This is a genomic window from Exiguobacterium sp. FD-YE-25-4 (assembly GCF_057004685.1).
This window is the reverse complement of sequence record NZ_CM168041.1, coordinates 735,001-749,694: the sequence shown is the minus strand read 5'-3', so window position 1 is coordinate 749,694 and position 14,694 is coordinate 735,001. Positions and strand designations below refer to the sequence as shown.

Here is a 14,694-nt window from a genome sequence, read left to right as displayed (position 1 = left end):
AAAACTCCTTCCGGTCATGCGAATAGGTGATACAACTCACGGTATTGCTTCGCGGATTGTTTCCAGCTGAAGTCCGCAGTCATCGCTTGATGGACGAGGGCGTTCCAATTGTTGTCGTCGTAGAAGACACGAATCGATTTCTCAATCGTCGCGAGCATCTCGTGGGCGTTGTAATTCAAGAAACCAAATCCCGTCCCCTCTTGTGTGTACTCATTATACGGCTTGACCGTGTCGCGTAACCCACCCGTCTCGCGGACGATCGGGAGCGTCCCATAGCGCATCGAGATAAGTTGGCTCAGACCGCACGGCTCAAAGCGCGACGGCATGAGGAATGCATCCGATCCCGCGTAAATCAAGTGTGCGAGTTCAATGTCGAAGCCGATATACGACCCGACCTTGCCTGGATGCGTCGCCGTCATCTCGTGAACGATGCCCTCGTATTCGGGTTGACCCGATCCGAGGAAGACGAACTGACAGTCCAAGTTTCCGAGCTCTTCACTCACGGCTTCGATCAAATCGAGCCCTTTTTGCTCGACGAGTCGACTGACAAAGCCAATCAACATGATGTCGTCACGTACTTCGAGACCAAACCGCTCTTGCAGGACGCGCTTGTTGACGAGCTTCCCTTCCTTCACCGTATCGAGGTCATACGTTTGCGCGATGCGCTTGTCCGTGCTCGGGTCGTTCGTCGCCAAATCAAGGCCGTTCAAAATGCCCCGGACGTCAACTGACCGGTACCGAAGCGCCGCGTCGAGTCCTTCCCCGTAGTACGGTTCCATAATCTCGTCGCGATACGACGGACTGACCGTCGTGATTTGATCGGAATGAACGATTCCGGCCTTCATGTAGTTGACGAGACCGTTATGTTGAATCCCTTCTGCTGTGAAGTGTTCCGGACCGAACTGTAACAGCTCGCCGAGGACCGCTTCCGGGAAGATGCCTTGATATTGCAGGTTATGGATGGTGAACACCGTACGGATGCGTTGATACGCCTCGAGGTGTTGATAATGAATCCGTAAAAAGGCCGGGACGACGCCCGTTTGCCAGTCGTGACAATGGAGCACGTCCGGGATCTCCTCTGCTTCGAGTTTCCCGATCATCTCAAGGACGGCCCGAGAGAAGAATGCGAACCGCTCGGCATCATCGTAATGGCCGTAGAGCACGCCTTCCCGTTTGAAATAGTACTCGTTATCGATAAAGTAGAACGTGACCCCATCGCGCACAAGTTTCAGGACGGCACCAAACTGCTTGCGCCATCCGACCGGTACGATCAAGTCGAATAGATACTCCATCTCGTCCACATATTCCTGAGCAATCGAGCCATACTTCGGCATAACGACACTCACATCTTCACCGAGGCCAGACACCGCTTGAGGGAGCGAGCCGATGACATCGGCAAGCCCCCCCGTTTTCATGAACGGTGCCGCTTCTGAAGCGACATACCATATTTTCATAATATCCCCCTTTAAACCGTTGTCCGTTTTCCGATGACGATCGGTTCGTCGACCGTACCTCGAATGACTTGTCCTCGTTTGACGACCACTTCTTTATCTAAAATGGCGTTCTCGACGACAGCGCCTTCTTCGATGATCGACTTGGATAAAATGATTGAGTTTTTGACACGGGCGTGCTCACTGACGACGACACCGCGGAAGAGAATACTGTTTTGAACTTCTCCGCTGATTTTACAGCCGTTTGCAACGAGCGCTTCATTCACTTTCGACCCTTTCAAATAACGGGTCGGCGGCTCATGTTTAATCTTCGTATAGATATGCGGGAAGTCATAGATAATCCCTTCCTGACGAAGTAAGCGCATACTTTCATTATAGTATGAAAGGACAGAATGAATCACCTGCATTTTTCCAGTATAGTGATAGCCGTGTACGTGCAGACGATGAAGCTGCGGACGGATGACACCGTCGAGCAAATCGTACTCGCCTCTTGACGTCGCTTCGTCGACGAGACGAAGGAACAAGTTTTTCGACATGATGATCGTCTCGGTATACGTATACTCATCGTCCGGGGTGTATCCGCGCTCACCGATGCCGACGACACGGTCGTTTTCGCCGAGACGAATCGGGCGGCAATAGCCGCATTTTTGTTCGTGTCCGGTATAAGCGAGTGTAATGTCCGCACCCATTGATTTATGATGCTCGAGCATGTCTTGGAAGTCGATCGTCGTCAACACGTTCGATCCGGTGATCACGACGTACGGCTGTTTGCTGCGTACGAAGTGTTCGCGGTGCATCGAGAAGTTGGCCAAGTCGCCGAGGTACGCTTCCCCGTCAGGCTTGAGCGCCGGCGGGAAGATGTGTAGCCCGCCTTGCGAACGGTCCAAATCCCATTCTTTCCCTGAACCCAAGTGATCCATGAGCGAGCGATACTTATCGAGCGTGAAAATACCCACTTGGTTGATGCCTTGGGTAATCATATTCGTCAATGTAAAATCAATCAGGCGATAACGCCCAGAGAACGGGACAGCCGCTAAATTGCGATGCCCCGTAAATTCTGGAAACAAGCCCTCTTCGGTCCCTAAGTTGATGACCCCTAACAAATCATTCGTCAACAGTAACGCCTCCTTGCGTCGGTCTTTTTTTAAATTAAGCACGTTGTTTGAAGACTGTGCCGCTCTCGATATTTTCATGTGGTTCAATGACAACGATCTCACCACCCGGCTCACCGACCGTCGCACCGTCCTCAATGACGGCACAGCTCGCGACGATGGCTCTATGAATCGTTACATCTTTTCCGATTCGTGCTCCCGGCATAATGACCGAGTCTTTGACGAGCGAGCCTTCACCGACACGCACATCATAGAACAAGACTGAATGTTGGACTTCGCCTTCAATCCGGCAACCTTCATTGATGACCGACTGTTCGACGCAGGCATCTTTGCCGATGAACTGTGGCGTCTGGTTCGGGTTGACCGAGTAGATTTTAAAGTCCGGATCATATAGATCGAACGGTGGATCTTCTTCGAGTAAGTCCATGTTGGCTTCCCAAAGCGATTGAATCGTCCCGACGTCTTTCCAGTAACCTTTGAACTTATACGCAAACACGTCTAAACCGTCGAGGAGCGTGTTCGGAATGATGTTTTTGCCGAAGTCGAAGCTTGATGTCTCGTCTTCTGCATCTTGAATCAAGTGCTCCCGTAGCACTTTCCAGTTGAAGATATAAATCCCCATCGAAGCCAAGTTGCTCTTCGGTTTCTCCGGCTTCTCTTCGAACTCTTTAATGCGAAGGTCGTCGCCCGTATTCAAAATCCCGAAACGTGGTGCTTCATCCCAAGGGACTTCCATAACTGAAATCGTGACGTCCGCTTGCTTCTCTTTATGGAAGTCGAGCATCTTCTCGTAATCCATCTTGTAAATGTGGTCCCCCGATAGGATCAACACGTACTCCGGATCGTAATCGTCGATATAGCTCAAGTTCCGATAAATCGCATTGGCCGTACCTTCGTACCAGTTTTTCCCCGACTGCGCTTGGTATGGCGGTAAGATGGCCAAGCCTCCATTGCGGCGGTCCAAGTCCCAGGCCGACCCGATGCCTAGGTAACGGTTCAACTCAAGCGGTTCATATTGTGTTAACACGCCCACCGTCGTGATTCCCGAATTGGTACAGTTCGATAATGGAAAATCGATGATCCGGTACTTCCCTCCAAAGTTGACAGCAGGCTTCGCTGTCTTCCGTGTGAGAGGCCCGAGTCGTTTCCCTTCTCCTCCTGCGAGGAGCATCGCAACCATTTCTTGCTTCATAGTACAGCCTCCTAAATTCATAATATAAACATCTATTACCCTCTTTCTCTATTTCCTAATGTATTCCTGCTCAAATTATTATATGATAACGTTTACATTTTGAATTTTATCGAAAGATTGACGATATAATGAATAAAGAGAGAGGTGAGACGATGCGAGCGTGGATTGGGACACTATTTTTTGCCGGTTTGCTAGCCGCCGGTCTGACAATCAGCGGGGCGTTGAAAGAGGAGATTGAACAGACGAAGCAGATTTTGACGTGGGGCGAAAAGACGGTCGATGCGGCCCCGCTCGCTTCGAAGCATGCCGTCACATTGACGTATAAAGGCGGGACAGAACAGCTCTATTTGAGCGGCCGACGTGATGACGTCTCCGTCGCCCGCTTGCCGGCCCATATCCGGGAGGCGATCATGGTCATCGAAGATCGTAAGTTCAACGCCCACCCCGGGTACGACCTCGGCGGGATTGCCCGGGCGTTCATTCACAACGCCAATGAATCGTCATTACAGGGCGGAAGTACGATCACGCAGCAGTTGGCTCGTAACGTGTATTTGACGCACGAGCGGACATATGAACGTAAAGTGAAAGAACTTTTACTCGCTCGAGCACTGGAAAAACAATATAGTAAGAAAGAAATTATGACCGCCTACAGTAACGTCATCTTCTTTGGACATAACGTTTATGGTATCCAAGCAGCTGCCGATACGTACTTCGCTCGTCCGCTCGAAGATTTAAATTGGAATCAAATCGCTTTCCTGTTGACCGTACCAAACAATCCATCCCTCTATGATCCGCTCCAACCTTCATCCGGATTTTATGAGCGTAAGGACCGCATCCTCACTCAACTGCGGGATGCCGGCGTGCTATCGAAGCAAGCTTACGAGACGCACCACGGTGTGAAGCTGAAGGCGACCTATCGCCAGCACGTCGTCCGCTATCCCGATTATATGGATACGGTCATGAAAGAAGCGATTCGACTCGTCCGCTCACGCTATGACCTCGATGAAGACGCGGCCAGAGACTACTTGGCGACGAATCAAGCGACGATCGACACGTATCTGTCTGTCGCCCGACAGCAACAAGCAAAACAAGTGATGACGAAACTGCCGAACGGTTTAAACGGTGGCTATGCTGAATTGACGCCGAAAGGCCGGATCGTCGCCCTCGTTGATTCAGAAATGACTCAGAGCGGTGAATTCAACCGGGCCACGCAAGCGTTCCGTCAACCCGGTTCGGCCATCAAGCCGGTCCTCGTCTTCGCGCCTTTCATCGAAGAGACCGGTGCGAAACTCGATACGATCCTTGACGGCCGGCCGGTCTGTTACGGAACATATTGTCCGACGAACAGCGGCAATCGCGTCCTCGGCGATGTATCGTTCCGTGATACGGTCGCGTATTCTTACAACACGCCGGCGCTCGCTGCCTTCACCGCGATTGACCAGGAAACGGCGTTCGCCACGGCCGACCTAATGTTCAGCCAATGGGACGCTAAAACGGATAACAGCCTGGCCAGTGCGCTCGGCGGATTGACCCAAGGTGTGTCACCGAAAGAACTCGCCGCCGCCTATACGCCGTTCTTAAATCAAGGGGTTTATGTGTCAGGTCAAACCATCAAACAGATTCGTTTCGAGTCGGGAGCCCCAACGCTCACGCCAAGTGTGACGCAACAAGCCGTCTGGTCGAAATCGACCGTCGCGACGATGCGCGAGGCGTTGTCTTCCGTCACGACGTACGGGACCGGACGGTATGCCGGTCAAATCAAACGTCCTTATGTCGGCGGCAAGACCGGTACGACGAACTCGCATAAGGACATGTGGTACGTCGGCTTGACCGATGAGACAATCACGGCTATCTGGCTCGGTGCCGATACCCCGCGGCCGTTCCCGGAACTCGCCAATCGGGCCTATCCTGCCATCATTTGGACAGAAGCCCATCGCTAAAATAAGGTCAGGGACAGTTGTCCCTGACCTTATTGCTGTTTTCGATAAGTATGGCATCCGTAACTTCCCCATGACTCAAACAGTTCATCCTCATGAATCAGCTTCCACGGATTGAACATCGTCTGCCCGTTCTTGTTGAAGAAGAGTCCGTTTCCGAGCGAATATGTCGCGTGTTGGATTCGACCCGCATCATCGACGAACGTGAGCACGTCCCCTCGTTCGGTCAGTTCCGACTCGATTCTCATGTAACCGGCCTGACCGAGCGTCTGGAGGAACGTGCCGGGATGGACCCATTGCGAAGCGATCCAATCCTCTCCCGTCACAGCGAACAGCGTCGCCGCCAGACAGTTGCTACCCGATGTGACCGGGAAGGTGTTGGCAAGGCGTCTCATGTGATCCGGACAGACCGGCGGGACGGGATGCACCGTCCAAACGTCCCACGCACTTGCATAAGTCAACGTGAGTCGGCGACGGGTGTCATCCGTCATCGCTTGCCAGACGGCTTGATGCAACACGAGATGAGGTGTGTTATCCCACATCACGACTGAAGACAAGTGATCGGTCAACATGTCGTCACTGACGGGAAAGACGAGACCGCGACCGGCTTGAACTTGATACGTGAGCACATCTCGTCTCACCTCTGGCGGCAATGTCTCGATCCAACCAGGCGGCGCATGCAAGACGTACGGCACTTCCCGGTCAATCGTCCAATACGTATAGGCGTTGGCGACTCGGACGTCCCGGTAAGACGGGTGTGTGTCAAATTCTGCTTTCGGGATGATCAACACTGACGCCCGTGCGCCTAATTGCGTCACGAGATGCTCGTCCGCCATAAACAAGTCCATCGGTGGCACCATCGAGGACATCCACTCCTGGACGACTTCTTCGGCCGGGATGAGGGAAATCGTCGTGTTCACCGTCATAGAATGATATCCCCGACCGAGTTAAACAAGCGGAGCATGGCCCAAGCGAGGCCGCTCAAAAGAATCGCCCACATCATCGCTTGAATTAACAGTAGACCGATGGCACGAAACGTCGACATCAACTGGCTGACTTGCCATATGTAATAGAACAAATAGAGAACGAACGTGCCGAGCAGCACCGCAATGACCGCAAGCAGCGAATTTAAAAACAAGAAGCTAATCCCTGAGCCGACGAGAAAAATCGTCGCGCCTGGCTTCAACCGATGCAACGAGCTACCGTTCGTCTCACGCGCAAAGAATGCGAACCCGAGTTGGTTGAACGTGTCGGCCACGAGCTTGAAGGCGCTGAACAGCATAAAGTAAATGGTAAAGAACACGACGAGCACGAGCACTTTCGACTCTTGGACGGACAACAAGGCGATGATTTCGCTGTACACGCCGACACGCGTCAGCCATTGAATCACATACTCACTCGTGGCAATGGCGAGCGACATCGAGAATAGAATGATCCCAATCAACGGGGCATAGCTTAACAAGTACACGTTTGTTTTCATATCGGCTCCAATTTCACAAGAATTTCTCATATTCAGTGCAAATCTATTATCAAGTATATTATAATATTCGTAGTCACGGAGAACAAAAGGGGGATTTTTAGATGGGTTTGTTACTAATGGTCGGAATCAGCGTCGTCTTCCTCGCAGCTATCTTCACAGCTGGATACAACAGAAAACCTGAAGGTAATCAATAAGAGCCGAGATTCTCACGAATCCGGCTCTTTTTTTATTTCAATCCAGCATATCCTTGTTGACGGAGCGCCTCATAAACGATGATGGCCGCCGTGTTTGAGACGTTGAGCGACCGAACGAGGTTCGATTGGGGTAAACGGATGCAGCGATCGAGGTTGTCCTCGATCACTTCCATCGGCAACCCTTTCGTCTCGCGTCCGAAGACAAAGAAATAATCTTTATCAACCGCAGACACATCGAGGTCACTTGGGTACTGTTCCCCATACTTGGTAATGTAGAAGAACTCTCCGTCCGGGTGTTTGGCCCACAGTTTATCGAGCGAGTCGTGATAACGAACGTCGACGAATTGCCAATAGTCGAGCCCGGCCCGTTTGAGCATTTTGTCGTCCGTCGAGAAACCTAACGGACGAATCAAATGGAGCACGGAATTCGTCGCCGCACATGTGCGCGAGACGTTACCCGTATTTGCCGGGATTTCTGGTTGGAACATTACTACATGGATTGCCATAATCTACTCCTCACTTCACTTGTTCGAGATCAAGTAATCGTTGTTTTTGATGAAGGCCGCCTCCGAACCCGGTCAGTTGCCCTCCGCTGCCGACGACGCGATGGCATGGGAAAATGACGGGCAACGGATTGCGGTTCAACGCCTGGCCGACCGCCCGAACCGCTTTCGGGCGGCCGATCTGTTCAGCGATTTGTTTATACGAACGCGTTTCCCCGAATGGGATCGTCAATAACGCATCCCATACTTCTTGTTGGAAGACGGTCCCCTTCATCTCGATCCACTCGCAGTCAGACGGTTGAAGCCCATTTTGCTCCACGCGTTCAATCAGGTCGGTCAGCCAACTCGGCGCCGATCCGTCATCTGCTTCCGTCTCCGCAAAGTCTAACGCGCATAGCTTCCCTTGCGCGTTCAATTCATACGCCAATGTACCCCATTTAGATGACACGGTCTTCACGGTCCCACTCCTCTCGGAACAATCGAATCTCTTCATGTACGAGCTCAGACGTCTCCGTCGACTCGATTTGTCGATAAATCGTCTCGGCTTCGGCTCCGAGAATCGCACCAATCGCCCAGACGGCCGTCGCCCGCATGTCTTCGCGCTCATCTTGTCGAATAAAGTCTTCGAGCACCGGCACGGCCGATGGTTCCCGATAATGGGCCAACGCTAAAATCGCATTTCGCTGAATCGGCTTTTTGCCGCGCCATGCGCCAGACAGATGGCCAAACTTCGCTTTGAACTCCCGATTGCTCAAGTTCAGTAACGGGACGAGCAACGGTTTGACGATTTCAGCTTCAGGAAGCAGTTCCTCATGATGGCGCCAATCTTTTTTCCGATTATACGGACAGACTTGTTGGCACGTGTCGCAACCGTAAAGCCGCCCACCGAGCTTCGAACGAAACTCGCGTGGCATAAGTGTCTTCATTTGCGTCAAATAGGCGATACAACGTTTGGCATCGAGAACACCTGGTTCGATGAGTGCCGTCGTCGGACAAGCCGTCATACATTTCGTACACTCGCCACAGCCGTCCTCAATCATCTCGTCCGGTGGTAAGTATGTGTCCAGGATCATCTCCCCTAAATAAAGGTACGACCCCTTCTCGGGCGAAATGATGGAACAGTTCTTGCCGCTGAAGCCGATTCCGGCCCGTTCGGCGACGGCACGGTCAACGAGTTCTCCCGTGTCGACCATCGAGCGTGTCCGGACGCCCGGGACGAGCTGTTCAATATACGCTTGCAGCTGCTCGAGCCTTGAGCCGACGGCGCGATGGTAGTCGAGCCCCCACGATGCCCGGGCGAACAAGCCCCGCCGTTCATCGGCAACACTTCGCGGCGCATCTTTCAATTTGCTCGGATACGCGATGGCGATGGCGATGATCGACTGCGCTTCGTCGAGCAACAGCGTCGGCGTCGTCCGTTTGTCCAAGTCAGGCTCCTCGAACCCCGAGGCGAATCCCTTCTCTTGCTGCTTCACGAGACGTTGCTTCATGACGATGAACGGGTCGGCGGTCGTCACTTTCAACTCGTCAATCCCGATCGTCGTCGCATATGCTACAATCTTCTGTTTGAGTGTCTCCGGGTCCATCCCGTTCATCGAATCACCTCTTTCGTGTCTATTTTCGCATACAAAAAATCTCCCCGCCAGTCGGCAGAGAGATGATGAAGCGGGTGAAGAGAATCGAACTCTCGTCATCAGCTTGGAAGGCTGAGGTTTTACCATTAAACTACACCCGCATGGTTCAAATGAGTCGTCTGTAAAAGCGACTACAATCAATATACATCTATACCTTTAGGAAGTCAATACTTTTGAAGAAATTTATTTGATAGCTTATGAAATCTATACTTATGGTGTATGAATACATATAATTCCCTTATCTCTCTTCTTCAAACCATATCTCACTATAAGATAAACGTCGCGGTATAAAAATATCCTGCCGACTCTGTCGGCAGGAAGTTCTATTACAATGACGATGTTTTTGGTTCCCGAAGCAAATGTTTAATATCTCGGAACGTGACGAACGTCTTGTTTTTAGCATCATATAGCTTATAGCGCAGCGATTTCAAACTAGAGAACAGACCGATTGTCGTCGCTTTCTGGAGCGGCGGTGTCGCCGTATGGGCTTGTTCAAGGTTATAGTTCGGTACGCGTGGGCTCAAATGATGCACGTGATGGAAACCAATGTTTCCCGTCACCCACTGCAACACTTTAGGCAACTCATAATACGAGCTCCCTTCAATTGCTGCTTTCACATAATCCCATTCGCTCTCGTCCTCAAAATACGAGTCTTCGAACGTATGTTGGACATAGAACAACCAAATCCCGAGGACGCCTGCCGTGAACATCGTCGTTCCTTGAACGATCAAGAATGCTTTCCATCCGACGAGCGCGATGACGAGTGCGTAGAGCACGACGAGAGACAGGTTGATGAGATACGTGTTGTTGCGCTCTTTCTTACGTGCGTCTTTCCGGTTGAAGCGGCTCGTGATAAGGATCAGGAACAAAGGTCCAAGGCCGAACATGACGAGCGGGTTACGATAGAGACGATATTGGAGACGAGTCCACTTCGAAGCTTCGACGTACTCTTCGATTGTCATGACCCAAATGTCACCGACTCCCCGCTTATCTAAATTCCCACTCGAGGCATGATGAATCGAATGCTCTCGTTTCCACTTCTCATACGGGAATAACGTCAAGATACCCATGATCGTCCCGACGATGGCGTTCGCTTTCTTATTTTTGAAAAACGAACCATGCGTGCAGTCGTGGAAAATGATGAACATCCGGACGACGAAGCCTGCTGCCACGATGGCGAGCGGAATGGTCAAGAAGACCGAAATTTGGAGCGCCTGATAGGCAAGAATCCAGGCGGCAAGAAACGGCAAGATCGTGTTGATCATCTGCCGGACGCTCTTCTTCACATCGGCCTTTTCAAACGGCGAGACGTGTTTCCGGAGCTGGGCGATTTTTTCTTTACTCATGTACAACTTCCTCCTCAATTGCATACAGCGTTGACGACAACAAAAATGAAATATGAAACCAACTACACTATGATAGTGACGACGGCATCCATCGCCATAAGAATCAATTTGTCATAAAGATATTATTACCAGGTAATTATATCACATCATATAGAATAAATCGTTCATTCCGTACCAGTAATTGAATCAATTATTATTTCTGTCTCAATAATTTCCATTAAAATTCCTTATATGGAATTATTAATACATAAAGTGTGTTAGACTCCAATTATGTAGAGATAGGAGGAAATGTTATTGTTTCAGAAATTAAAAAATTTGATCACACCTAAGCGATTAATCATCATGGCGAGCGTCTTTATCTTGCTTATCCCAGTCTTCTTTGTCAGCTATACGTTCTATAAAAATTTGAGTCAAGGCGTCGAAAATAAAGACCTTGATGACAAATATGCAAAGCGAGTCAAAGAGTTACAAATCGAAGTTTCTAAAGAAGACCCATTAGATCGGAGAGGCAACTCCACCGCAAAGACGCGTGTTGAATTGGAGGTCTCCTTCAATGAAGAGAAACCGAGCCGAACTGGATTGATTAAAAACATGCACTTGATGACACATCAAAAAATATCGGCCCGTTCCAAATGGGGAGCGATTCCGATGACCCCAGACAATATACAACAGTCCGCTGACTATTTGGAGCTCCTAAAAACTAAATTCAAAATTGGTGACAGTATGTACTCGGAATTGAAAACGATGCTCGATCACTGGTCGCAAGGTGACTTCTCTCAAGCAGACAAGGAACAAGATCGTTTGTTGCACTTCCTCCAAGCGAGTAGAGGGTTCTCGAATGGATTAGCTACCAAGAATGAAGAAGAACTCTTTATTTTGAACAACTTCGGACCTGAATACTTGAACACGTTGGAAGAAACGACGTACACGTCATATAAAGAATCATCTCAATGATGATTCTTTTTTGATTGATGCAAAAAGCTCTGACACGAGTGTACCTTTCATAGTTCAGCTTCTTAACACTTCTGCCCTATTCTTTATGCGTCGCTTCCCTTTCTCCATTCTTCTTGGTTTTAGATACACAAAAAAGACCCTAGCCTCAGCTAGGATCTACGGATACCGGTGGTCGGAGTCGAACCGACACTCCAGAGGAACACGATTTTGAGTCGTGCGCGTCTACCAATTCCGCCACACCGGCATATTATGTTGGAGGCGCCAGTCGGAATCGAACCGACGATAGAGGAGTTGCAGTCCTCTGCCTTACCACTTGGCTATGGCGCCAAATTGAATGGAGCGGAAGACGGGATTCGAACCCGCGACCCCGACCTTGGCAAGGTCGTATTCTACCACTGAACTACTTCCGCATAATGGCTGGGCTGGAAGGGATCGAACCTACGCATGTCGGAATCAAAATCCGATGCCTTACCACTTGGCTACAGCCCAATAAAATGGGGCGACTGAAGGGAATTGAACCCTCGAATGCCGGAATCACAATCCGGTGCGTTAACCACTTCGCCACAATCGCCATAATGATATTAAGAAGCAGGGGCAGCAGGAATCGAACCCGCGCTGACGGTTTTGGAGACCGTAGTTCTACCGCTAAACTATGCCCCTAAGTGGTGGGGGGGGGCGGATTCGAACCGCCGAACCCGAGGGAGCGGATTTACAGTCCGCCGCGTTTAGCCACTTCGCTACCCCCCCACATGGTGGCTTTGGACGGAATCGAACCGCCGACACAAGGATTTTCAGTCCTTTGCTCTACCAACTGAGCTACAAAGCCATGTATGTAGTAATTTAATCAAAAAATGGCGGTCCTGACGGGATTCGAACCCGCGATCTCCTGCGTGACAGGCAGGCATGTTAACCACTACACCACAGGACCACTGATAATTGCGGGGGCTGGATTTGAACCAACGACCTTCGGGTTATGAGCCCGACGAGCTACCAGACTGCTCCACCCCGCGACGATATAAAACTTTAAATGGTGACCCGTACGGGATTCGAACCCGTGTTACCGCCGTGAAAGGGCGGTGTCTTAACCGCTTGACCAACGGGCCATATCTTGGATTGAAAAACTGGCGGAGAGCAAGGGATTCGAACCCTTGAGACGGTTTTGCCGCCTACACGAATTCCAATCGTGCTCCTTCGGCCACTCGGACAGCTCTCCAAAAAGAGAAAAGTGGCTCCGCAAGTAGGATTTGAACCTACGACCTACCGGTTAACAGCCGGTTGCTCTACCACTGAGCTATTGCGGAACGATCTTGCCTGGCAGCGTCCTATCCTCACAGGGGGAGACCCCCAACTACTTTCGGCGCTGAAGCGCTTAACTTCCGTGTTCGGCATGGGAACGGGTGTGGCCGCTTCGCTATCGCCACCAGACAAGTATTATATTAACATTATTTAGTCATAACGTCAATATTTTTTAAGAGATTGTTCTCTCAAAACTGAAGACTCATCAATTCACTCAAACCGTTAGACTAGATCAAAGCCTCGACCGATTAGTATCATTCAGCTCCACACGTCGCCGTGCTTCCACCCATGACCTATCTACCTCATCGTCTCTGAGGGGTCTTTCTTGATTGCTCAAAGGGAAATCTCATCTCGGAGGGGGCTTCATGCTTAGATGCTTTCAGCACTTATCCCGTCCGCACGTAGCTACCCAGCGATGCTCCTGGCGGAACAACTGGTACACCAGCGGTGCGTCCATCCCGGTCCTCTCGTACTAAGGACAGCTCTCCTCAAATTTCCTGCGCCCACGACGGATAGGGACCGAACTGTCTCACGACGTTCTGAACCCAGCTCGCGTACCGCTTTAATGGGCGAACAGCCCAACCCTTGGGACCTACTCCAGCCCCAGGATGCGATGAGCCGACATCGAGGTGCCAAACCTCCCCGTCGATGTGGACTCTTGGGGGAGATCAGCCTGTTATCCCCAGGGTAGCTTTTATCCGTTGAGCGATGGCCCTTCCATGCGGAACCACCGGATCACTAAGCCCGACTTTCGTCCCTGCTCGACTTGTAGGTCTCGCAGTCAAGCTCCCTTCTGCCTTTGCACTCTTCGAATGATTTCCAACCATTCTGAGGGAACCTTTGGGCGCCTCCGTTACTGTTTAGGAGGCGACCGCCCCAGTCAAACTACCCACCTGACACGGTCCTCCAGCCGGATCACGGCTGCGAGTTAGAGACTCTATACGCAAAGGGTGGTATCCCAAGGGTGTCTCCACCGAAGCTGGCGCTCCGGCTTCACAAACTCCCACCTATCCTGTACATCGCGTACAAAGCCTCAATATCAGGCTGTAGTAAAGCTCCATGGGGTCTTTCCGTCCTGTCGCGGGTAACCTGCATCTTCACAGGTACTATGATTTCACCGGGTCTCTCGTTGAGACAGTGCCCAAATCGTTACGCCTTTCGTGCGGGTCGGAACTTACCCGACAAGGAATTTCGCTACCTTAGGACCGTTATAGTTACGGCCGCCGTTTACTGGGGCTTCGGTTCAGTGCTTCTCTTGCGATGACACATCCCCTTAACCTTCCAGCACCGGGCAGGCGTCAGCCCCTATACTTCATCTTGCGATTTAGCAGAGACCTGTGTTTTTGCTAAACAGTCGTTTGGGCCTATTCACTGCGGCTTATGTTGCCATAAGCGTCCCTTCTCCCGAAGTTACGGGACCATTTTGCCGAGTTCCTTAACGAGAGTTATCCCGCGCGTCTTAGAATTCTCATCTCGCCTACCTGTGTCGGTTTACGGTACTGGCGCCGACCTCCTTACTAGAGGCTTTTCTTGGCAGCGTGAAATCCGGTACTTCGCCCTACGGGCTCCACATCACAGCTCAGCCTTGTGTGTCG

The 14,694-nt window shown here is 51.0% G+C and carries 11 protein-coding genes, 14 tRNA genes and 2 rRNA genes (1 of these 27 only partly in view); 2 read left to right on the top strand and 25 right to left on the bottom strand.

What is annotated here, in order from left to right:
* Positions 1 to 14 precede the first annotated feature (14 nt).
* From glgA to AC13H5_RS03895, 3 genes are read right to left on the bottom strand one after another with little or no spacing between them, the layout of a single operon-like run.
* On the bottom strand, positions 15 to 1,454 hold the full coding sequence (glgA, locus tag AC13H5_RS03905) for a glycogen synthase GlgA (protein WP_214752365.1): 1,440 nt from the start codon (positions 1,452 to 1,454) through the stop codon (positions 15 to 17).
* Positions 1,455 to 1,465: 11 nt separating this feature from the next.
* Positions 1,466 to 2,566 carry a glucose-1-phosphate adenylyltransferase subunit GlgD gene (glgD, locus tag AC13H5_RS03900; RefSeq protein WP_214752363.1) on the bottom strand — a complete coding sequence of 367 codons (1,101 nt, stop codon included), beginning with the start codon at positions 2,564 to 2,566 and terminating at the stop codon, positions 1,466 to 1,468.
* Positions 2,567 to 2,600: 34 nt separating this feature from the next.
* Positions 2,601 to 3,755 carry a glucose-1-phosphate adenylyltransferase gene (locus AC13H5_RS03895; RefSeq protein ID WP_483546336.1) on the bottom strand — a complete coding sequence of 385 codons (1,155 nt, stop codon included), beginning with the start codon at positions 3,753 to 3,755 and terminating at the stop codon, positions 2,601 to 2,603.
* 152 nt (positions 3,756 to 3,907) lie between these two features.
* On the opposite strand from AC13H5_RS03895, the gene AC13H5_RS03890 reads away from it, so the two are divergent.
* Positions 3,908 to 5,695: a transglycosylase domain-containing protein gene (locus tag AC13H5_RS03890; protein WP_483546335.1), complete on the top strand. Its 1,788-nt coding sequence runs from the start codon at positions 3,908 to 3,910 to the stop codon at positions 5,693 to 5,695.
* Positions 5,696 to 5,724: 29 nt separating this feature from the next.
* On the opposite strand, the gene AC13H5_RS03885 is transcribed toward AC13H5_RS03890, so the two are convergent.
* The 7 genes from AC13H5_RS03885 to desA form a co-directional block, all read right to left on the bottom strand.
* Positions 5,725 to 6,618: a hypothetical protein gene (locus AC13H5_RS03885; RefSeq protein ID WP_483546334.1), complete on the bottom strand. Its 894-nt coding sequence runs from the start codon at positions 6,616 to 6,618 to the stop codon at positions 5,725 to 5,727.
* On the bottom strand, positions 6,615 to 7,172 hold the full coding sequence (locus AC13H5_RS03880; RefSeq protein WP_021066738.1) for a DUF5366 family protein: 558 nt from the start codon (positions 7,170 to 7,172) through the stop codon (positions 6,615 to 6,617). Before AC13H5_RS03880 ends, AC13H5_RS03885 begins: the two co-directional genes overlap by 4 nt.
* Before the next feature lie 226 nt (positions 7,173 to 7,398).
* Positions 7,399 to 7,872 carry a tRNA (uridine(34)/cytosine(34)/5-carboxymethylaminomethyluridine(34)-2'-O)-methyltransferase TrmL gene (trmL, locus tag AC13H5_RS03875; RefSeq protein ID WP_483546333.1) on the bottom strand — a complete coding sequence of 158 codons (474 nt, stop codon included), beginning with the start codon at positions 7,870 to 7,872 and terminating at the stop codon, positions 7,399 to 7,401.
* Positions 7,873 to 7,882: 10 nt separating this feature from the next.
* Complete coding sequence (locus AC13H5_RS03870) at positions 7,883 to 8,317, bottom strand: methylated-DNA--[protein]-cysteine S-methyltransferase (protein ID WP_214797212.1); 435 nt, start codon at positions 8,315 to 8,317, stop codon at positions 7,883 to 7,885.
* Positions 8,307 to 9,455, bottom strand: a complete 1,149-nt coding sequence (queG, locus tag AC13H5_RS03865) for a tRNA epoxyqueuosine(34) reductase QueG (RefSeq protein ID WP_138860337.1) — start codon at positions 9,453 to 9,455, stop codon at positions 8,307 to 8,309. The genes AC13H5_RS03870 and queG overlap by 11 nt, the downstream gene beginning before the upstream one ends.
* A gap of 78 nt (positions 9,456 to 9,533) precedes the next feature.
* A tRNA-Gly gene (locus AC13H5_RS03860) sits at positions 9,534 to 9,604 on the bottom strand.
* A gap of 225 nt (positions 9,605 to 9,829) precedes the next feature.
* On the bottom strand, positions 9,830 to 10,849 hold the full coding sequence (desA, locus tag AC13H5_RS03855; RefSeq protein ID WP_034776483.1) for a Delta(5) desaturase DesA: 1,020 nt from the start codon (positions 10,847 to 10,849) through the stop codon (positions 9,830 to 9,832).
* 294 nt (positions 10,850 to 11,143) lie between these two features.
* On the opposite strand from desA, the gene AC13H5_RS03850 reads away from it, so the two are divergent.
* Positions 11,144 to 11,803 (top strand): DUF6241 domain-containing protein, encoded by a 660-nt coding sequence (locus AC13H5_RS03850; protein WP_215190367.1) that lies wholly within the window; start codon positions 11,144 to 11,146, stop codon positions 11,801 to 11,803.
* Positions 11,804 to 11,966: 163 nt separating this feature from the next.
* On the opposite strand, the gene AC13H5_RS03845 is transcribed toward AC13H5_RS03850, so the two are convergent.
* The 15 genes from AC13H5_RS03845 to AC13H5_RS03775 all read right to left on the bottom strand — a co-directional run.
* Positions 11,967 to 12,047, bottom strand: a tRNA-Leu gene (locus AC13H5_RS03845).
* Positions 12,048 to 12,056: 9 nt separating this feature from the next.
* A tRNA-Cys gene (locus AC13H5_RS03840) sits at positions 12,057 to 12,130 on the bottom strand.
* 8 nt (positions 12,131 to 12,138) lie between these two features.
* Positions 12,139 to 12,213, bottom strand: a tRNA-Gly gene (locus tag AC13H5_RS03835).
* A gap of 4 nt (positions 12,214 to 12,217) precedes the next feature.
* Positions 12,218 to 12,292 (bottom strand) — tRNA-Gln (locus tag AC13H5_RS03830).
* A gap of 6 nt (positions 12,293 to 12,298) precedes the next feature.
* Positions 12,299 to 12,374, bottom strand: a tRNA-His gene (locus AC13H5_RS03825).
* Between the two features lie 18 nt (positions 12,375 to 12,392).
* A tRNA-Trp gene (locus AC13H5_RS03820) sits at positions 12,393 to 12,463 on the bottom strand.
* A 3-nt stretch (positions 12,464 to 12,466) separates the two neighbouring features.
* Positions 12,467 to 12,550, bottom strand: a tRNA-Tyr gene (locus AC13H5_RS03815).
* A gap of 3 nt (positions 12,551 to 12,553) precedes the next feature.
* Positions 12,554 to 12,629 (bottom strand) — tRNA-Phe (locus AC13H5_RS03810).
* Positions 12,630 to 12,655: 26 nt separating this feature from the next.
* Positions 12,656 to 12,731, bottom strand: a tRNA-Asp gene (locus AC13H5_RS03805).
* A gap of 8 nt (positions 12,732 to 12,739) precedes the next feature.
* Positions 12,740 to 12,813 (bottom strand) — tRNA-Met (locus AC13H5_RS03800).
* An 18-nt stretch (positions 12,814 to 12,831) separates the two neighbouring features.
* Positions 12,832 to 12,906: transfer RNA gene (locus AC13H5_RS03795), tRNA-Glu, on the bottom strand.
* A gap of 19 nt (positions 12,907 to 12,925) precedes the next feature.
* Positions 12,926 to 13,016: transfer RNA gene (locus AC13H5_RS03790), tRNA-Ser, on the bottom strand.
* A 13-nt stretch (positions 13,017 to 13,029) separates the two neighbouring features.
* A tRNA-Asn gene (locus tag AC13H5_RS03785) sits at positions 13,030 to 13,104 on the bottom strand.
* 8 nt (positions 13,105 to 13,112) lie between these two features.
* Positions 13,113 to 13,228, bottom strand: a 5S ribosomal RNA gene (rrf, locus tag AC13H5_RS03780).
* A 99-nt stretch (positions 13,229 to 13,327) separates the two neighbouring features.
* Positions 13,328 to 14,694 (bottom strand): 23S ribosomal RNA (locus AC13H5_RS03775); it runs 1,547 nt beyond the window's last position.